The sequence below is a fragment of the Flavobacterium sp. genome (genome assembly GCF_013822155.1).
Lineage (GTDB): Bacteria > Bacteroidota > Bacteroidia > Flavobacteriales > Flavobacteriaceae > Flavobacterium.
The window spans coordinates 36,121-55,778 of record NZ_PNJW01000010.1; the positions used below are offsets into that span (position 1 = coordinate 36,121).

Here is a 19,658-nt window from a genome sequence, read left to right on the forward strand (position 1 = left end):
ACAAAAGATGAAAAAAGATATACATAACCGAAATGACATTATCCGATTAGTGGATACGTTTTACGAAAAAATTAAAACAGATCAAGTAATAGGATTTATATTCAATGAAGTTGCCAATGTAAACTGGGAAAGTCATTTGCCTAAAATGTATGATTTCTGGGAAAACGTATTGTTTTTTACCGGTAACTTTGATGGAAATCCGATGCAAAAACACAAAGAATTGCATAATAAATGCCCACTTTCGCATGCTCATTTTGATCATTGGAATGAAGTTTTCAGGTTAACTGTTGACGAACTTTTTGTAGGCGAAAAAGCGGAAGAAATAAAATTGAGAGCAAAGAGTATTTCAGATGTCATTATGTATAAAACAATTCAGTAATTAAAAAATTTTAAATAGAAGTCTTCTATGATTGAGGTCATAAACAAAAGAAAGCAATCACATTATCTTTGACATATAATTAAAAAAAATTACTTCCAATGAATACATTAGAACAATTAACCGTTGGCGAATATGTTGCCAATGATTTTAGAACGGCAGCTTTATTCTCAAAATACGGAATCGATTTTTGTTGCAAAGGCAATCGAACTTTAGAAGAAGTTTGCATCAAAAAAAATATCAATCCGACCGAATTAGAAAAAGAAATTCAAACTGTTTTAGAAACTAATAATGAAAATTCAATTGATTTTAAATCGTGGTCACCAAACTTATTGATTGAATATATTATTGATAAACACCATACGTATGTTGAAGAAAAATCATTAGTATTGCTTCAATTTTTAGACAAATTATGCAAAGTGCATGGCGAACGACATCCGGAGCTGTTTGAAATTAACTCTTTGTTTAAAATGAGTGCGAGGGATTTAGCCCAACACATGAAAAAAGAAGAGTTAATTCTTTTTCCTTTTATCCAAAATATGGTGAAAGCACAAAAAGAAAATCAACCCATCCAAGAACCTCATTTTGGCACGGTTGAAAATCCAATTGCTATGATGAAAGACGAACACACGATAGAAGGAGACCGTTTTGCAATGATTGCAACTTTAACAGATGGTTTTACACCACCCGAAGACGCCTGTTCTACCTATAAAGTTACTTATCAAATGTTGAAAGAGTTTGAGCATGATTTACACAAACACATTCATTTAGAGAATAATATTTTATTTCCAAAAGCGATTCGGTTACAAGCAGTTTTTGAATAATCCGAATTTAATTTTAAATACCACTTTACTAACTCTATTTACCGAAATTTGACTGTTTTTTTTGGCAGTCATTTTTCAATTTAAACTATAAAACAGATGAAAACACTAGCGAAACTTTTACTGACATTGGTAATTCTGGGAATATTCTCTTGCCAACAAAAGGAAAGTCATAAAAAAGCCGTTGTTGAAACAGTGATGGAACAAGAAGAGGATTTTCAGTTTCCGGCTGTTTCCTTAAATGCAGGCCAATTGTGGGAAGCAAATACCGAAACTACTCAAGGCATTAAAAATATGCAACAATTATTGGATAGCTATCCCAAAGAGAATGATAATCCTGAAGAATTAATAGCCGGATTAAAAGCTGAATTTGGCATGATTTTTAAAAAATGTACCATGAAAGGCGAAGCCCATGAACAATTACACAATTATTTAATTCCGTTAAAAACTAAAATTGAAAGTTTGTCAGAGCCAATTAGTGATGAAAACACAAATGATCTCAAAATGTATTTAGAAGATTATTTTAACTATTTTCATTAATCACAAGTAATTTGGCAGAGGGGATTTTAATTGTCAATTATTAATTAATATTGCAAAAAAAAGAAGCTATGTTTTCAAAATCATGTGAATATGCCATTAAAGCTGCAATTTTTATTGCTAACAATTCTTTATTGGATAAGAAAGTCGGTTTTGTTGACATTGCCAAGGAGATTGATTCTCCCGAAGCATTTACTGCTAAAATACTTCAAAAATTAACCAAAGATGGTGTTATTCAATCGGTAAGAGGTGTAAACGGCGGTTTTTATATTCTTAAAAATTTAATTTCAAAAGTTAAATTAGCTCACATTGTTCATTCCATTGATGGTGCGGCTGTTTTCAAAGGTTGCGGATTAGGCATGGAAAAATGCAATGCTAATCAACCTTGTCCCTTGCACGAAAAATTTATGTCCATTCGAAATGACTTACGACAAATGCTCGAATCTACCAATTTAGAAGAATTGGCATTGGGTTTAAAATCAGGTGAAACTTTTTTAAAACACTAAGCTAAACCAATACTTCTTTTTCCTTTTTTAATTCTAGTTCAAACTGATTCAGTTCTTGGAAAATTTTACTTTTTAAATCAGTAAAATAGTGTGTTTTTTCAAATAGTGTTTTATAATAAGTAATGCCTTCTAATAGGTTTGACTTAAATTGATTTACTTTTTTTAGTTGTTGCGAAGTAGCTTCTTCAAATACATCAATTTCTTTTTTAAAGTAATCTACATAAAGGGACAATTCTTTGATAAAAAAATTAGGTCGGTTTGCCGGTACTAATTTATTTGTTTTTCCATAAATATGTTGTACCATTTCAAAAAGCGACACTTCTTTGTTGAAATAGGCTAAATTAGGTCCTGGACAAATCACAACGCCTTGTGACTGACCTTTAATAGGAATACCTAACTCTAAATAACCTGAATTGGAAAGACCAACACACAGACACGATTTTTCTGTAATTTGGTTAAATTCTTTTTGAAATTGCTCTGCTGAAATTTCATTTTTTCGTTCATTCAACAAATCTAATTTGATATCCTGGTATTTTTTAGAAGCAGTACAACTTCCGGTAGGATCATATTCTTTACTCAAGGCCAAAAACTTTTTTGGACAAGAACTTCCGGCTTTATCAGCTTCAATTCGTTGATTTTTATAAAAGTCATTGGTTGTTCCTTTGACAGTATTGAATGGCACACCAAGTGGCGAAATGTTACTGAGATAAAAATCTTCTTCTTTCGCTTTTGCTAACAAATCACGTGTTTCCTGATCTACCGAGGTTGCTTCCGGAACTAATAAAAATGGAGAACCCCAACCCACAGAATCTACTTGATAATACTCCAATAAAAAATCATGTTCTTCTGCCGTTCCAACTCCACCTTGAACCGTAATTTTTAAGGATAGAGGTTGTACCGGAACTACTTTTTCTTTGGCCAAGAGAGCTTTGTTTAGCAAATCGGTAGTCGATTGAATTAATTCAGATTTTTTTTGTTTGAATTCTTCCAAAATCGGACCAAGCAATAAACCATCAGTTGCAAAAGCGTGTCCGCCACAATTCAAGCCGGATTCTATTCTATATTCAGATACCCAAATTCCTTTTTTAGCCAATAAATTTCCTTGGATTAAAGCCGAACGATAGTCACTTACTTTTAAAATAATTTTCTTTTTTAGGAAACCTTCAGCTGTTGGATAGAAAACGTCAAACTGTTCCATATAACTGAACAATCGTGGATTCATACCTGCCGATAAAACCAGTGAAGATTCTACAGTAGAATTTACAAACCCACGCAAAGCAGCATGTGCATCATTAAATTCGACTGGCAATTGTTCATTTCCATCAAAATTATCTTTGTCTAATTTAGTCATGATATTTACATCAATACTTCCCGGAAATAAATTTTTCTCCAAAAAGGTTTTGAGCTGAGATGGACAAGAAATTCCTTCGGATAAAAAGGTATCTAATTTGGTTTTTAATTCAGATTTAGTTGGCAACATAGCGATAAAATGTTCCAAACTGGTTTTGCTGTGGGCTAATTCTGTTTTGTATAGTTCAAATTTTTCTTTCACAACCGTATCCACCAAATTTAAATAGGATGTAATTCTTTTAGCACGATAATCTTGTATTTTTTTTGTTATCTCCTGATAGGGAATTTGAAATTTTTCAGCATAAAATGCATTCATTTTTTCAATTAATTCATCGTCAGCAATGGAAATAACTGAATCTATGCCATATTGAGCCACTCGAATGGGACTGTCAATAGTAAATGCCAATCCCATAACAGGAATATGAAACGAATGAGTAGGAAGTTGGGTTGTCATTAAATGATGTTTTTAGTATAAAGTCACAAAGATGCTTTTTGTAGTAGGAGTAAAACATGATTTTAATCATGTATATTCATATTTAACAAAACTATAATTGGTATTTATAAAAAAAGCGTGAATACGACTGTTCACGCTTTTTTTCTGAATTAAAAATTATAGTAAGAAGAAAAACCAATTTTATTTCGGTAATAATACATCGCCAATTACATGAATAATTCCATTGGATGTTGGAATACTGGCCACAATTTCAGAACCATTGACAAACGTTTTATCGCCTTGTTTGGTGATTTTAACTTTGCCACCAAAAACCATATCAAATTCTTGACCATCTTGCATGTATTCTGTTTTTAATGAACCAACGTAAGTGTGATACCCTAAAATGTTTTCTAAATCGCCTTTTTTCTCCGGTTTTAATAAGTCTTCTACAGTTCCTGCAGGAAGTTTATCAAAAGCGGCATTGGTAGGAGCAAAGACCGTGAAAGGTCCTGCATTGCTTAAAGAGGTTACTAACCCTGCGGCTTTTACAGCGGCAACCAATGTGGTGTGATCTTTACTGCCGGAGGCAACTTGAACAATATTCGGATTGGACGTTTCATCTACAACTCCTTCTTGTCCAACACTTAAATCCACACCATTTTCTGGAGTAGCAGCTTGAGGAGTTTCATTGTTTTCTTTGCAACTAAACACCAGTAAGGAACCGGCTAAAACGAGAAGTTGAATTGTTTTTTTCATAATTAGGGTGTTTTAAAATTTCTGATTCAAAGTTCAAGTATTTAACAAATCTATTTTATGAGTGAAATCATAAGAATGTACTTTTTTAGACTTTTTTTCGATTAAAATACACTATTCCGGAAATGCCTATTAAGAGAATAATTGCTACTATAAAAAGCATTTCGTTGGCATAGGGTATCAAAATATATTCAAATGAGAATATACCTTGAAGAGCCAAAAGCAATTCGTTTAAAAAGATTCCTATAATAAAAATCACTAAAAAAAGTACTGTTTTTGAAGATCTATGAACCAATTCGTTGGTATATAAATAGGCCAACAAAAATCCACTGATAATTGCCAATAAAACCAAATGAAGATACGCGATAACAATCGGCCTGAATCCAAAAGCTAATTTGCTCACAGCAGGAAATACAGAACCGAATTGCAACAATAATTTCAACGTGACACAAAAGGCAATTCCCTTAAATAGGATTTTTAAAAAGGCCGAAATACGTGGATTTACCTTAAAAATAGCTCGTGATAATTTCACTAGCTTAAACCAAGCAATTACTTGAACAATAGCTGAAATTACCGCAAGTGCATAAAGCCAAACGGGTAATTTTAACCATAAAACCGATAGCAAATAGGCTGGAAGACAACTCCAAGCAAATAGTTGAAATACCGTTTCATTTTCGCGAGTATTCGTCAAATTTGGTTGGAGTAAGCTTACTAATAATCCGGTACAAGCAAACCAAAACCAACCGTTGTATTGAAAATGCAAATAGAAATAAATAGAGGATAGATATATATCTTGTGGCACATTTTTGGTTGCCATCATATAAGCTAGAATAAACGTACCAATTGATGAGAATACGCTAAAAAGTAAAGAAACTAAAAACCAATTTTTACTCAAGGAATAGGAGGGAATTTCTTTAGAATCTTTGTAAAACCAAATAGCAAACCAAACAAATACAAAAATACTGATGGTTGAAAAGAGTATGGAAACAAAACCATAACCTTGGATTATAAAACTAATCAGCATAATATAGGCTCCAATAATATTGATCCAAAAAAGTGTATTGTATTTTGAAATCTTTGATTCAGAAGTATAATAGGATAAATAATGAACCATTAACACCATCAACAATTGCGTGACCCAACCTGCAAAAGCAAAATGTGAATGAGCATGTTGGATGTTTTTTTGAGCTAAATAAGGTAATTCAAAAGCAATTTTATACCGCATTAAAACACCCAAAAATGCAACAATGAATAAACTGAAAAGTGAAATTTTTATCCAATTGTTAATTGATAATTTTTTCATTAAAAATATAATTTATGCTTGTCAATAATTACTTTATTCGCTTTATTCATTTCTGAAAGTGTACGAATTACAGTTTCTACACGTAAACCCGTAAAATCAGCAATTTCTTGTCTGGTGTACGGAATAGGAGATTTTTCGGTGTAGCAAAGCTGGTTTTGTTTTTTGTAATTTTCTAAAAATGATTTAATGCGGTGTTCCGGTTTTTGATTAATTATTTGTTTGGTTGATATGGTTTTGTTATAAATCCGTTTGGCCATTAGTTCCAAAAAAGAAAGTTTTACAGATGGATAATCTTCCAATATTTTCATCAATTTCTCTTTAGATAGTTTGATTATAACACTGTCTTTTGCAGCAACCGCTGTTGTTGGATAGATTTCATTTATAAACAATGGAGGTTCACCAAAACTATTTCCATTACAAAATATACCTTGTGTAAATTCTTTACCTTCATCGTTTGTATTATACATGCGAACGGAACCTTCAATAATTTGATAATAGAATAAAGCCAAGTCATCTTCGTAAAAAATAACATCGTTTTTTTTATATTTTTTGGCTATAGCTCCCCAAGTGAAAAGTAGATCTAAATCTATTTGCATGGTAATTTTAATTAAAGATACAAATATCTTTAATTAAAAAATAGATAAAAATGATAATTGTCATATGACTGTGTAACAATAGTTACATAAAAATAAAAAAATTACACTAAATTTGTAGTATGAGATATTTTATAATCTTACTTTTTTTGTATTTTTCAGCTTTAACCATCTTGCCATCCGTAAGAGCTTTGAAGTTGCATTTTACTGAAAATTGTCAAAGTTCTTGCCAAAATGAAAATCCTGAAAACGAACCTGCAAGTGGATGTCAAAAAGAAAAATGTCTTTTAAATTTTAATTTTAATACCTCCTTTTTTTTAGTATTTACTTCAACTTTTGAATTACAAAAAGAATTATTTTTTAATTTAGAAAAAGCAAATACGCATTATCACAAAAATTTTATTTACAATTTTAATGTAACTATTTGGCAACCACCAGAACTATTTTTTATTGTTTAAATGTTAATCGTAATCTAATGGATTACAAATTCTTAAATTAATTTAAATTACACAATAATGAAAAAAATAGTTTCAATATTATCAGTCGTTGCTTTCCTAGTTTCAATCAATGTTTCAGCTCAACAAGAGCCAAAACAAAATAAGAACAAAACTAAAACCGAAAAATCATGTTCCCCGGATGAAAAAAAATCATGTGGAACTGAGAAAAAAGGTGGGTGTTGTTCTTCGAGTAAAACTCAGGAAAAAAAATCATAAATTCTTAAATTTATAGTTTATACAATGCCTATTGAATAGGCATTGTATTGCTATTGCTTATTTTAAATTTTACTTATGAAAACAATATATACTATTGTATTTCTGTTTATCACTTGCCTTGCATTTCCGCAATCAACTTTTGATTATCAGGTACAATTAAATCCTATCACAATTCCAAATTTTCCAGGGATTCATTCCTATGCATTTGGTCAACATAATGGAAAATGGGTTATTATTGGCGGAAGATTAGATGGTATTCATGCTCGACAACCTTTTAATGCTTTTCCGGCAAATAGTAATAATACCAACATTTATGTGGTCGACATCAACACCAATCAGTTCTGGACAGCTTCCTTGAATACCTTATCTACTTCTTTAAAGGAACAATTACAAGCTACCAATTTTAACTTTTATCAAGACGGAACAACATTATATGTTTTAGGAGGATATGCTTTTTCGACTACAGCAGATGATCACATAACGTTTAATAAATTAACGGCAATAGATGTTCCAAATTTAATTAATGCGGTAATAAGCGGGTCTTCCATTTCAAGTTATTTTAAGCAATTGGCGAATGAAAATTTTGCCGTCACTGGTGGACATCTTGCAAAAATTGAGGATACATTTTATTTGATTGGCGGACATCGTTTTGACGGAAGGTATAATCCGATGAATAACCCAACTTTTGTTCAAACTTATACCAATGCCATTCGAAAATTTTCCATCGACAATTCCGGAACGCAATTGAGTATTTCTAATTATGAAAGCATTTCTGATGCTGTACATTTGCACCGACGTGATTACAATTTATTACCTCAAATTTTTCCGGATGGTTCAAAAGGATATACCATTTCTTCCGGTGTTTTTCAAATCAATGTTGACTTACCTTTTTTGTATCCGGTTGATGTTAAGTCTGACGGATATTTTCCTCAAACAACTTTCAATCAATATTTAAGCAATTATCACAGTGCCGTTTCAAGTTTATATGATGCAACTGAAAATAGAATGCATAATTTGTTTTTTGGAGGAATAAGTCAATATTATTACAATGGAACCACATTAATTCAGGATAATACAGTTCCTTTTGTAAATACAATCAGTAGAACGACTCGTTTTGCCGACGGTTCTTTACAAGAATACCAATTACCGGAAACAATGCCTGCTTTAAAAGGAGCGAGTGCTGAATTTATTCCTAATGAAAGTTTGCCACATTATGACAATGAAGTTATCAAATTGAATGATATTACAGAGGATGAATTCGTCATTGGACATATTGTGGGAGGAATCACTAGTCCGAGTACTAGTCCATTTACAAATAATCAGACGAGTTCAACTTCTGCAAATGCTACAATTTATGAAGTGAAATTAATTAAAAACACACCCTTGGGAATACATGAAATAAACGGAAAAAATCCATTTTCGATGTCTGTTTCACCTAATCCAACAACAAGCGGAAAAGTCAGAATCAATTTTTCTATGCCTTATGTCACAACAGTCGATTATTTTGTTTCTTCATTAGATGGTAAAATCATTTCCGATGGAGAAATTAGTGAGGCTAAACAAGGTGAAAATGCAATGAATTTTGAATTGGATAATGTTTCAAATCAGGTCGTCATTATTACTTTTATTTTTGACAATAAATTTTATGTGTCTCAAAAGGTAGTTGTAAATTAATAAAATCTCAATCAAATTATTCGCAGGAAACTCATTGATTATTGAGTTTTCTGCGATACTTTAATACACTATAAAATAGTAAACTTAAAGTAACATTAGTTGCAAATTCATTCTAACTGAAAAAGTAACTTTACATTTTAAATCATATTCATCATGAAATATTTAATCATATTCATAGTTTTTATGAGTTTTTTTTCTTGCCAACAAAAGAAAGAAGATTCAGATTATTCAATTCAGCAAACAAATCAATTAGCAATTGAGGATGGGCAATCCGGAAAAAAATTAGTAGAAACTCATTGCTATGTATGTCATAATCCTACCATTCCTGATAGTTTAGGTCGAATTGCTCCACCGATGGTTGCCATAAAAGCCCGTTATTTAATGAATTATACAACAAAGGAAGAATTTGTCACTCACATTGTTCAATTTGTAGAAAATCCAACTGAAGAAAATGCCATTATGTATGGAGCAGTCAATCGCTTCAAAGTTATGCCCAAACAAGTATTTCCTGAGGGTGTAGTTGAAAAAATTGCCAGCTATATGTTTGATTACCAAATTGAAGAGCCCTCTTGGTTTAAAAAACATTGGGAAAGTAACGGACAAGGAAGAAGAAAGGGAAAAGGCGAGTGGGTGCAACCCGGTAAAAAATTGGTAGTTGCTGAAAAACCAAAAACCTATGAAGAAATTGGATTAGAATATGCTTTGGGAACTAAAGCAGTTTTAGGTAAAAACTTAATGGGAGCCATACAATCCAAAGGAACGATGCATGCCTTGGAATTTTGTAATAGTCAGGCCATTCCGTTAACAGATAGCATGTCAACTCATTATAATGCTAAAATCAAACGTGTTTCCGATAAAAACAGAAACCCCAACAACAAAGCAAATGCAGAAGAATTGAATTATATCGCTCAATTCAAGGCGGATGCGGTTGCCAAAAGAGAATCTAAACCGGTTGTGATTGAAAAAGGAAATCAAGTGCAATTTTATTACCCCATTCAAACCAATACGATGTGTTTGCAATGCCATGGAAAGCAAATTAAACAGGATGTTCTACAACAAATTTTAAAATTATATCCTAAAGATTTAGCGGTCGGTTATAATGAAAATGAAGTGCGAGGAATTTGGAGCATCACTTTTGAAAAGAATTAATTATAACATTGAGCAAGTGTGGTTAGATTTAAAGCCACCAAATTATGAAAATTAACTCCAAAGATATTATTTTGGTTAGCATTCAATTGGTTTTGTTTATTCTATATACATTTCCTGTCGCTTGGTCTTTGGAGTTTTTTTCATGGTTCAAAAATGTAGGTTTGATGCTAACATTTATTGGATCTATCGTACTTGCTTTAGCTCTTTTACAATTGAATAAAAATTTGTCACCTTTTCCAACACCAAAAGATAGTGCGGTTTTATTACAAAATGGGTTGTATGCTTGGGTTCGCCATCCGATATATTCCGGAATCATAATTCTTTTCGTAGGTTATGGGATATACCAAGATTCCCTATTTAAATTAATGATTACTATATTTCTTTGGGTATTATTCTATTTCAAAACCCAGTATGAAGAATTGCAATTGCAACGAAAGTTTCCTGAATACAAGGTTTATAAAAGTAAAGTAGGTCGATTTTTTCCAAATTTTGATTTATCACTAAAATAGTTGTTAATTTCTTTAAAATTTTATTTTCTTGTGTAACAAATGTTGCTTTCTATCTTTTTGATTCATTATACTTTAGTACAATATTTTAGAAAATATGTCAAAAATAGTTGTACTTGGAGCAGGAATTGCGGGACATACCGCTGCGGCTCATTTAAGAAGAAAATTATCCAAAGAGCACGAAGTATTGGTGGTTTCACCCAACCGAAATTACCAATGGGTTCCATCCAATATTTGGGTGGGAATTGGTCGGATGAAACCTAAAGATGTTATTTTTCCCTTAGAACCTTTATACAAACGAAAAGGTATTGGTTACAAACAATCAAAAGTGGTTTCTTTTCATCCGGAAGGTGATGCTACAGAAAATAAACCTTTTGTATTAGTAGAAGGTGTTTATGGTGATACTTTGGGTAAACAGGAAAAAGTGACCTATGATTATTTGATTAATGCAACCGGACCAAAATTAGCATTTGACATGACCGAAGGATTGAATCCGGGAACGAATAAAGCGTATTCGGTTTGTACTTATGATCATGCGATTCATGCTTCTGATGCTTTGCATAAATTGATTAATCAAATTAAAAAAAGTGATACAAAAGTTAAAATTCTTATTGGAACCGGACACGCGAAAGCCACTTGTCAAGGTGCCGCTTTTGAATACATATTGAATGTAGAAAAAGAATTGCAAAAATTTGGTGTGCGTGATAAAGCTGAAATTACTTGGATTTCCAATGAATATAAATTAGGTGATTTTGGAATGGATGGAATGCTATTGGATTATGGAGGCATCAACATGAAATCCTGTGAAATGGTTGAGATGATTTTTGAAGACCGTGATATCAAATGGATTTTAGGTGCCGGCGTTCGAAAAGTAGAAGAAGGACTAGTAGAATATGAAAATTTAGAAGGTGAAATTAAAACTGAAACGTTTGATTTTGCCATGTTGATTCCAGCATTTTCCGGCCATGGATTTAAGGCATTCGATAAGGAAAACAAAGATATCACCGATAAATTATTCAAAGGTTTTATGATTGTTGATGCCGATTATACACCCAAACCGTATGAAGAATGGACGGTTCAGGATTGGCCGGAAACGTATCAAAATCCAAGCTATCCCAATATTTTTGCACCGGGAATTGCGTTTGCACCACCGCATTCTATTTCAAAACCTAGAAAAAGCAAAAACGGTACCGAGATATTTCCATCGCCACCCAGAACAGGAATGCCATCAGGAATTACCGCTAAATTAGTTGCCGATAATATTATTGACTCAGTTAAATCGGGTAAAATTTCGTTACATCACAAAGGTTCGTTGGGAAATATGGGAGCTGCTTGTATTGCTTCTGCCGGTTACGGAATGACACAAGGGAGTGGAGTAAGCATCACAACTTATCCAATCGTCCCCAATTATAAAAAATATCCCGATACTAGTGGAAGAGATATCAATAAAACCTTTGGTGATATTGGTCTAGCTGGGCATTGGGTGAAACTCTCGTTACACTATGCCTTTTTGTACAAAGCAAAAATGAAACCGTTTTGGTGGTTAATTCCGGAGTAAAATAATTAGTAATTGCTGAAAATAATTCAGTTTAAAAAATATAAACATGCAAAGAATTTCCAATTCGCAAAAGCGAAAAATGCAGAATCCTATTTTACAGTTTTTTAAATTCATTTATTTAAACATTCGAATTTTAAAAATTGTTGCGGGTGGACACGGAGGCACCCGAGCCTAATATCATCTTATGGAGGTTTGATGATTGTTATTGATTGTTGAAACAAGCATTTCTGAAAAGAAATGCTTGTTTTTTTTGTTACATAATTCCTACTGTAACATTTGTTACTTCCTAGGCTTTTTTTGCGATTTAAATTTGCACCATAATTCAGTAAATAAATTATGAAAAGAATAAATGAAATTTTTATTACGGGAAGTTTACTAGTTGCCTTCTCGGTATTTGGTCAGGATACTATACAAATTTCCAAATCGGAAATTGTACAAAAAATGTCCGATCAAAACCTACAACTCAAAATAGCAAACAAATCGGTTGAATCAGCTCGATCAGATTATCGTCAGTCTAATTCTCTCTTTTTGCCTAACATTTCTGCCTCTCATACAGCTATTTCAACCACTAATCCATTGATGGCTTTTGGTTCAAAATTAAATCAGGAAATTTTAACGGCTTCCGATTTTAATCCAGCTCTTTTAAATGATCCAAGTCAAACGCAGAATTACGCCACTAAGATTGAAGTGTTGCAACCAATTCTAAATGCAGATGGATTATATGAAAGAAAGGCTGCTAAAGCAAAAATTGAAGCATTTCAACTACAAACGGAAAGAACCAAAGAATATTTGGAACTTGAAGTGAACAAAGCATTCATGCAATTACAGTTAGCTTACAAGGCTGTTCAGGTTTTTGAAAAGGCTGATGCTACAGCAAAATCTAATTTAAAATTGGTTGAAAATTATTTTAAACAAGGAATGCTTCAAAAAACAGATTTATTAGCTGTTCAAGTTCGAGTAAATGAAATTGCAAACCAACTGCAGTATGCGAAAAGTAATGTTAGAAATGCATCGGATTATTTAGCTTTTCTATTGAATGAAGATACTAAAGGTGGTATTTATAAACCTACTGAAGTTTTGGAAAATGAAATTTCAATAACAAGTATGTCGACAGGATTTACAGCGAATAGAAAAGACATTCTTGCAATGGAAAAATCATCGGAAGCTTATAAGCAAATGATGCAATCAGGTAGAATGGCTTTTTTACCACGTTTGAATGCTTTTGGAGCTTATGAATTATATGATACTGAGATTTTTCAGTTTGGTGCAAGCGGATATACTGTTGGAGCACAATTATCTTGGAACTTATTTGATGGTTATAAATCCATTGGAAAACTTGAAAAATCAAAAGCTGAATTTCAAAAATCAGAAGCAGAAACAGAACAATATAAAAAACAAAGTCAGTTAGAACTCAACAAAGCTTCTCGACAATTAACAGATGCTGAAAACAAAGTGAGTTTAACTAAATTGGCCTTTGAACAGACTCAGGAAAGCTATAGAATCCGTCAAAACAGATTTACACAAGGGTTAGAGAAAACTACAGATTTATTAACCGATGAAACTCAATTAGCTCAAAAAGAATTAGAATTCTTGCAAGCAGTTTTCGAATATAATTTTACTAAACAATACATCCAATTTTTAACTAAATAAAACCTATGAAAAAGTTTATCATACCAATATTGACACTATCGCTTTCTTTGCTTTTTTCTTGCGGAAGTGATCAAAAAGAAGTCAAAACCTTAGTAGCCATTCCGGTTAAAGTGAGCGGAATAGTGGAAAATACGAACAGTCCGTTTGTAACCGCTAGTGGTAAAATTGAAGCTGAAAACAGTGCCAACGTGAGTACCCGAATGATGGGATATGTAACGAAAGTCCATGTAAAAGTTGGACAAAAAGTAGGTGCCGGACAATTGTTAGTGAGTATCAACAATTCCGATTTACAGGCTAAAAAAGCTCAGGTTGACGCTTCTATTTTGCAAGCAACTGCCGGATACAATAATGCAAAGAAAGATTACGATCGTTTTGTAGCTTTATTTAATCAACAGAGTGCTTCACAAAAGGAGTTAGATGATATGACCGCTCGTTTTGAAATGGCCAAAGCCGGATTAGAAGGAGCGAAACAAATGCGAAACGAAGTAATGGCCCAATTTAATTATGCCAATATCACAGCACCTTTTAGCGGAACAGTAACCAATTCTTTTGTAAAAGAAGGAGATATGGCAAATCCCGGAATGCCATTAGTCAGTGTTGAAGGTGTTTCAAGACTTCAAGTAACTGCAATGGTTTCTGAAAGTGATATTTCAAATATCAAAAACGGAATGCCTGTAAATGTGATTATCAAATCGCAAAACAAACAAGTTTCAGGAAAAGTATCCGAAGTAAGTTTGTCGGCCAAAAATACAGGTGGCCAATATTTAGTGAAAGTGACTTTAGATAAAATGGATACTTCTATTTTATCAGGAATGTTTGTCAATGTACAATTTCCAATCGAAAAGAAAACCACAACAACTGCAAAAAGTGAACAGGTTTTAGTACCCGATACGGCTTTAGTTCGTCAAGGTCAATTGACCGGTGTTTATACAATAGCAAACAATACAGCCATTTTACGTTGGTTACGTATCGGTAAAACCTACGGCGATAAAGTAGAGGTATTATCAGGTTTAAACGCCGATGAACCTTATATCGTTTCTTCAGAAGGAAAATTGTTCAACGGAGCAAAAGTGAGTGTTCAGTAAGCAGTTCGTAGTGTTCAGTTTGGAGTTTGAAGCAACAACTTTAAACTTTTAAACCATAAACTTTTAAACAATTTAATTATGCAAGAAGGTATCTCAGGAAAAATAGCCAATTTCTTCATCAATTCTAAACTGACCATTTTATTAATGGTGGCTTTGATGGTGATAGGCGTTTATAGTTCATTTCTCATTCCAAGAGAAGAAGAACCACAAATTAATGTACCAATGGCCGATGTAATGATTGGTTATCCGGGAGCTACTCCGGCAGAAGTAGAAAGTCGGGTCATTAAACCGTTAGAAAAAGTTTTAGCCAATATAAAAGGGGTGGAACATTTGCACAGTATGGCCATGAATGGTCAAGCAATGATTATTGTACAATTCTTTGTAGGTGAAGATATTGAGCGTTCTTATGTAAAGCTTTACGATGAGTTAGCCAAACACGAAAATCTGTTTCCGCAAGGCGTTTATAAACCCATGGTAAAAACGCGTTCCATTGATGATGTTCCGATGTTGGGATTGACCTTGTGGAGTGAAAAATACGATGATTTTGAAATTCTGCAACTGGCAGAAGAAGTTACTTCGGAAATCGAAAAAGTTAAAGATGTTGCCATAACCAAAGAAATAGGTGGAAGATCACGTGAGTTAAAAGTCATTTTAGACAAAGACAAAATGGCCGAAAACAAAGTAGATGCGTTGGGAATCATGCAAATGATTCAAGCGAATAACGGTGCGTCGCAATCCGGAAGTTTTGTGCAAAATGATACAGAATACTTAATTACAACCGGACGTTTTTTGGAAACAGCCGAAGATGTTGAAAATTTAGTGGTAGGGGTCAATCAAAACATGCCGGTTTATTTGAAACAAGTGGCCAAAGTTCAAGACGGACCCGGCACTGCAAAAAGTTATGTGTCGTTTGGTTATGGAAAAGCTAATGAAAAATTCAGTACCAATCCTTCTGAATATGCTGCTGTAACTATTTCCATTGGAAAAGTAAAAGGTGCCGATGCAATGAAAATCTCCGATAAAATCATCGAACGGGTAGAGCATTTAAAAACAAATCTGATTCCTGACGATGTACATGTGGAAGTGACCAGAAATTATGGCGAAACTGCTTCACATAAAGTAGGAGAGTTGTTATTACATTTAGGTGTAGCTATTTTAGCCGTTACTATTTTAGTGATGTTAGCTATGGGATGGAGAGGTGGATTAGTTGTGTTTTTCTCAGTTCCATTGACTTTTGCCTTAACCTTATTCAGTTATTACTTATTGGGTTATACGTTAAATCGAATTACGCTTTTTGCTTTAGTTTTTGTGGTGGGAATCGTGGTTGACGACAGTATTATTATCGCCGAAAACATGCACCGGCATTTCAAAATGAAACGATTGCCGTTCAATCAAGCCGCTATTTATGCGATTAATGAAGTAGGAAATCCAACCATTTTAGCAACGTTTACTGTTATTGCAGCGATTTTACCTATGGCTTTCGTTTCCGGAATGATGGGACCTTATATGAGTCCGATGCCCATTGGTGCTTCTATTGCGATGATATTATCATTATTTGTAGCTTTAACCGTAACTCCTTATTTAGGGTATCATTTACTTCATGAAAAAGAGGAACAAGAGCACAAAGAAGAACAAGGATTAGAAACCTCCCGTATTTATAAACTCTACAACAAATTAGAGCGTCCGTTTTTAGATAGTTCAAAAAAACGAATGGTGATGTTGGGTATTACGGTGGTTCTTTTAATTGGTTCTGTCTTAATGTTTTTCACAAAATCGGTAGCCGTTAAAATGTTACCTTTTGATAACAAAAACGAATTTCAAGTAGTAATTGATATGCCGGAAGGAACTACATTAGAGCGAACCGCAGCCGTTACGAAAGAAATTGCTCAATATCTTTCAACAGTACCCGAGGTAGTTGATTATCAAAATTATATTGGTGCTTCTGCTCCAATAACTTTTAATGGTTTGGTGCGTCATTACGATTTGCGAGGAGGTAGTAATATGGCGGACATTCAAGTGAATTTGTTGCACAAAGAAGATCGTGATTTACAAAGTCATGATATTGCAAAAATCGTCCGTCCGGAAGTGCAGAAGATTGCCAAAAAATATGGTGCTAATGTAAAAATTATTGAAGTTCCACCGGGACCTCCTGTATTATCAACGTTGGTGGCTGAAATTTACGGACCTGATTATGCTGAGCAGATTAAAGTGGCCAAACAAGTGAAAACAATTTTAGAGACAACTCCTGATATTGTGGACATCGATTGGATGGTGGAAGATGCTCAAACGGAATATAAATTGGAAGTAGATAAAGAAAAAGCCATGTTAAACGGAATTGCTCCGCAACAAGTAGTGGGTAATCTAACGTATTTATTGCGTGAAATGCCGGTAACGAATTTGTATGACGAGCGTTCCAACAATCCGGTTGGTATCGTGATGGCTTTAGATGATCAGGATAAAACATCGTTGCAAGATATTCAAAACCTAAAAATTAAAGGTTCACAAGGTAATGTAGTTCCCGTAAGTGATTTGGTGAAAGTAAACGAAACCGAATTGCAAAAAACAATTTACAGAAAAGACCAAAAACGAGTAGTTTATGTAACCGCAGACATGGCGGGAGATTTGGAAAGTCCGGTGTACGCCATTTTGGGAATGGAAGAAAAATTACAAAAAATGGAACTACCCAAAGGTTATTCGGTGAATGAATTATACATGAAACAACCTTCTGATGAAAGCAATTTTACTGTAAAATGGGATGGTGAATGGCAAATTACCTTAGAAGTATTCCGTGATTTAGGGGTTGCATTTTTAGTGGTAATTTTAGTAATTTATATGTTGATTGTGGGATGGTTCCAAAACTTTAAAACTCCTATTGTGATGATGTTGGCAATTCCACTTTCATTAGTCGGAATTGTATTGGGTCACTGGATTCTTGGAGCTTTCTTTACTGCTACTTCATTCATTGGTATGATTGCCTTGGCGGGAGTAATGGTTCGAAACTCGGTCTTACTAATCGACTTTATCGAAATCCGATTGAATGATGGAATAGAACTCAAACAAGCCATCATCGAGGCAGGAGCAGTGCGAACCACACCAATTTTGTTAACAACCGGAGCTGTGGTTATTGGAGCTTCGATTATATTATTTGACCCGATTTTCCAAGGCTTAGCCATTTCATTGGTAGCTGGAGCAATTGTATCAACATTGTTAACGTTAATTGTGGTTCCGCTGATTTATTACATCACCGAACGCAAGAAATGGGAAAAGAAAAGTGAATAACATTCAGAATGTCAACTCAGCAACTCAGAAACTCAAAAAATAATGAAACTAGTATTATTAACCGCTGTTGTTTCTTTCAAAAAAGAAATTCAGCACATGCTTAAACAAGCCGGAGTAAAAACCTATTCCTACCGCGATGTCACAGGTTTTAAAGACTTTAGTGAAGAAGCCTTAGCATCGAACTGGTTTGGAAGTGAAATGCACGAATATGAGTCCATCGCATTTTATGTATTTGTACCCAAAGAAAACATGGAAATATTAATGCATTTAATTACAGAATTTAATCAACAATTGGAAACACGTTCAAAAGTGCATTTAGCTTCTTTTCAAATTGAAAATTATTTATAAATAAGTGGCTGAGTAGCTAAGATTCTGAGTAGGTAATCATATTAATATCTCAGTATCTCAGTTACTTAGAAACTCAGAAACTCAAAAAAAATGAAAAACAGAATCGTACGCGGCATTGCAGGAACATTTATCCTCATCAGTATTTTATTAGCCATTTATGTAAACATCAATTGGTTATGGTTTACTGCTTTTGTGGGAGCCAATTTATTACAATCATCCTTAACCAAATGGTGTTTGATGGATGATATTTTAACAAAAGTATTCAAGGTAAAAGACTAAGTACCTGTAATCTTTTATCAATTCTAACCCTATGCAATTGTGTAGGGTTTTTTTATTAATAAAAGTGCAGTAGACTAAATAATCTTGTGTACTTTTGATTGTGTTTTAAAAATGAAAAAATAATTACATCTAATGGAAAACAGAACCTATACTACCATTTACAGAATCATGCATTGGGCTATTGCCATCTGTATGATTTTACTTTTATTGACTATTTTTCTTCGACTAACATGGATGAATAAAAACAATGTTTCTGCGATTATTCAAAATTTTTTGGCAACAACCGATCTAACTTTATCAGAAGATCAATCAATTTTGCTAGCTAAACAAATCAGAAAACCCATGTGGGATTGGCATATTTATCTAGGGTATGTTTTAGTTGGATTATATAGTATACGATTAGTGCTACCTTTCTTTGGTAAAATGAAGTTTTCTAATCCATTTAATAAAGAACTTTCTTTTAAAACTAAATTTCAATATGCTTTGTATTTGTTTTTTTATACTTGTGTGGCTATTTCATTAATTACAGGATTAATTATCGAATTCGGTCCTAAAAATTTAAAAACACCAATGGAAGAAATACATGTACTATCTATTTATTATTTAGTAGCTTTTATTATACTTCACATTGGAGGCGTTTTATATGCTGAGTTTACCACAAGTAAGGGAATTATCTCTAAAATAGTAAGTGGAAATAAATAATAAACTTTAGTTATTTAAAAAAATCTGTTAAACTGTTTTTCAC

At 33.2% G+C, this 19,658-nt stretch carries 21 protein-coding genes; 17 read left to right on the top strand and 4 right to left on the bottom strand.

The window, feature by feature from the left end; all coding sequences use genetic code 11:
* Positions 1-7: 7 nt before the first annotated feature.
* The 4 genes from C0512_RS04320 to C0512_RS04335 all read left to right on the top strand — a co-directional run bounded on the left by C0512_RS04320 (position 8) and on the right by C0512_RS04335 (position 2,240).
* Positions 8-379 carry a group III truncated hemoglobin gene (locus C0512_RS04320; RefSeq protein ID WP_290859198.1) on the top strand — a complete coding sequence of 124 codons (372 nt, stop codon included), beginning with the start codon at positions 8-10 and terminating at the stop codon, positions 377-379.
* Between the two features lie 98 nt (positions 380-477).
* Positions 478-1,200: an iron-sulfur cluster repair di-iron protein gene (gene ric / locus C0512_RS04325; RefSeq protein WP_290859200.1), complete on the top strand. Its 723-nt coding sequence runs from the start codon at positions 478-480 to the stop codon at positions 1,198-1,200.
* Positions 1,201-1,296: 96 nt separating this feature from the next.
* A complete protein-coding gene (locus C0512_RS04330) occupies positions 1,297-1,737 on the top strand; it encodes a hypothetical protein (RefSeq protein WP_290859202.1) in 441 nt (146 codons plus the stop codon).
* A gap of 68 nt (positions 1,738-1,805) precedes the next feature.
* Positions 1,806-2,240 carry an Rrf2 family transcriptional regulator gene (locus C0512_RS04335; RefSeq protein WP_290859204.1) on the top strand — a complete coding sequence of 145 codons (435 nt, stop codon included), beginning with the start codon at positions 1,806-1,808 and terminating at the stop codon, positions 2,238-2,240.
* 1 nt (position 2,241) lies between these two features.
* Here the strand turns inward: C0512_RS04335 and C0512_RS04340 are convergent, their stop codons facing one another.
* From C0512_RS04340 to C0512_RS04355, 4 genes are all read right to left on the bottom strand, one after another.
* Positions 2,242-4,044, bottom strand: a complete 1,803-nt coding sequence (locus C0512_RS04340; protein WP_290859205.1) for a hypothetical protein — start codon at positions 4,042-4,044, stop codon at positions 2,242-2,244.
* Positions 4,045-4,224: 180 nt separating this feature from the next.
* Positions 4,225-4,779, bottom strand: a complete 555-nt coding sequence (locus C0512_RS04345) for a fasciclin domain-containing protein (RefSeq protein WP_290859207.1) — start codon at positions 4,777-4,779, stop codon at positions 4,225-4,227.
* A gap of 85 nt (positions 4,780-4,864) precedes the next feature.
* Entirely contained in the window at positions 4,865-6,079 is a 1,215-nt protein-coding gene (locus tag C0512_RS04350) for a hypothetical protein (protein ID WP_290859209.1), read from the bottom strand.
* Positions 6,079-6,675 (bottom strand): Crp/Fnr family transcriptional regulator, encoded by a 597-nt coding sequence (locus C0512_RS04355; protein WP_290859211.1) that lies wholly within the window; start codon positions 6,673-6,675, stop codon positions 6,079-6,081. Before C0512_RS04355 ends, C0512_RS04350 begins: the two co-directional genes overlap by 1 nt.
* A 119-nt stretch (positions 6,676-6,794) precedes the next feature.
* Between C0512_RS04355 and C0512_RS04360 the strand changes: the two genes are divergently transcribed.
* The 13 genes from C0512_RS04360 (at position 6,795) to C0512_RS04420 (ending at position 19,615) form a co-directional block, all read left to right on the top strand.
* Entirely contained in the window at positions 6,795-7,130 is a 336-nt protein-coding gene (locus C0512_RS04360; RefSeq protein WP_290859213.1) for a hypothetical protein, read from the top strand.
* A gap of 57 nt (positions 7,131-7,187) precedes the next feature.
* Positions 7,188-7,385, top strand: a complete 198-nt coding sequence (locus tag C0512_RS04365) for a hypothetical protein (RefSeq protein ID WP_290859215.1) — start codon at positions 7,188-7,190, stop codon at positions 7,383-7,385.
* Positions 7,386-7,460: 75 nt separating this feature from the next.
* Positions 7,461-9,059: a hypothetical protein gene (locus C0512_RS04370; protein ID WP_290859216.1), complete on the top strand. Its 1,599-nt coding sequence runs from the start codon at positions 7,461-7,463 to the stop codon at positions 9,057-9,059.
* A 153-nt stretch (positions 9,060-9,212) separates the two neighbouring features.
* Entirely contained in the window at positions 9,213-10,208 is a 996-nt protein-coding gene (locus tag C0512_RS04375) for a DUF3365 domain-containing protein (RefSeq protein WP_290859218.1), read from the top strand.
* Between the two features lie 44 nt (positions 10,209-10,252).
* Complete coding sequence (locus C0512_RS04380; protein ID WP_290859219.1) at positions 10,253-10,717, top strand: isoprenylcysteine carboxylmethyltransferase family protein; 465 nt, start codon at positions 10,253-10,255, stop codon at positions 10,715-10,717.
* A 94-nt stretch (positions 10,718-10,811) separates the two neighbouring features.
* Complete coding sequence (locus C0512_RS04385; protein WP_290859220.1) at positions 10,812-12,272, top strand: FAD/NAD(P)-binding oxidoreductase; 1,461 nt, start codon at positions 10,812-10,814, stop codon at positions 12,270-12,272.
* A 46-nt stretch (positions 12,273-12,318) separates the two neighbouring features.
* The gene (locus C0512_RS04390; protein ID WP_290859221.1) at positions 12,319-12,447 is read left to right on the top strand and encodes a hypothetical protein; all 129 of its coding nucleotides are present in this window, start codon (positions 12,319-12,321) and stop codon (positions 12,445-12,447) included.
* A 161-nt stretch (positions 12,448-12,608) separates the two neighbouring features.
* Positions 12,609-13,922, top strand: a complete 1,314-nt coding sequence (locus C0512_RS04395; RefSeq protein WP_290859222.1) for a TolC family protein — start codon at positions 12,609-12,611, stop codon at positions 13,920-13,922.
* Between the two features lie 5 nt (positions 13,923-13,927).
* Positions 13,928-15,007 (top strand): efflux RND transporter periplasmic adaptor subunit, encoded by a 1,080-nt coding sequence (locus C0512_RS04400; RefSeq protein ID WP_290859224.1) that lies wholly within the window; start codon positions 13,928-13,930, stop codon positions 15,005-15,007.
* Between the two features lie 78 nt (positions 15,008-15,085).
* Positions 15,086-18,286, top strand: coding sequence for an efflux RND transporter permease subunit (locus C0512_RS04405; protein WP_290859225.1), 3,201 nt, complete (start codon positions 15,086-15,088; stop codon positions 18,284-18,286).
* Positions 18,287-18,328: 42 nt separating this feature from the next.
* Complete coding sequence (locus C0512_RS04410) at positions 18,329-18,634, top strand: hypothetical protein (RefSeq protein ID WP_290859226.1); 306 nt, start codon at positions 18,329-18,331, stop codon at positions 18,632-18,634.
* Positions 18,635-18,724: 90 nt separating this feature from the next.
* Complete coding sequence (locus tag C0512_RS04415) at positions 18,725-18,913, top strand: DUF2892 domain-containing protein (protein ID WP_290859228.1); 189 nt, start codon at positions 18,725-18,727, stop codon at positions 18,911-18,913.
* Positions 18,914-19,045: 132 nt separating this feature from the next.
* Positions 19,046-19,615, top strand: coding sequence for a cytochrome b/b6 domain-containing protein (locus tag C0512_RS04420; protein WP_290859230.1), 570 nt, complete (start codon positions 19,046-19,048; stop codon positions 19,613-19,615).
* Positions 19,616-19,658: the final 43 nt, after the last annotated feature.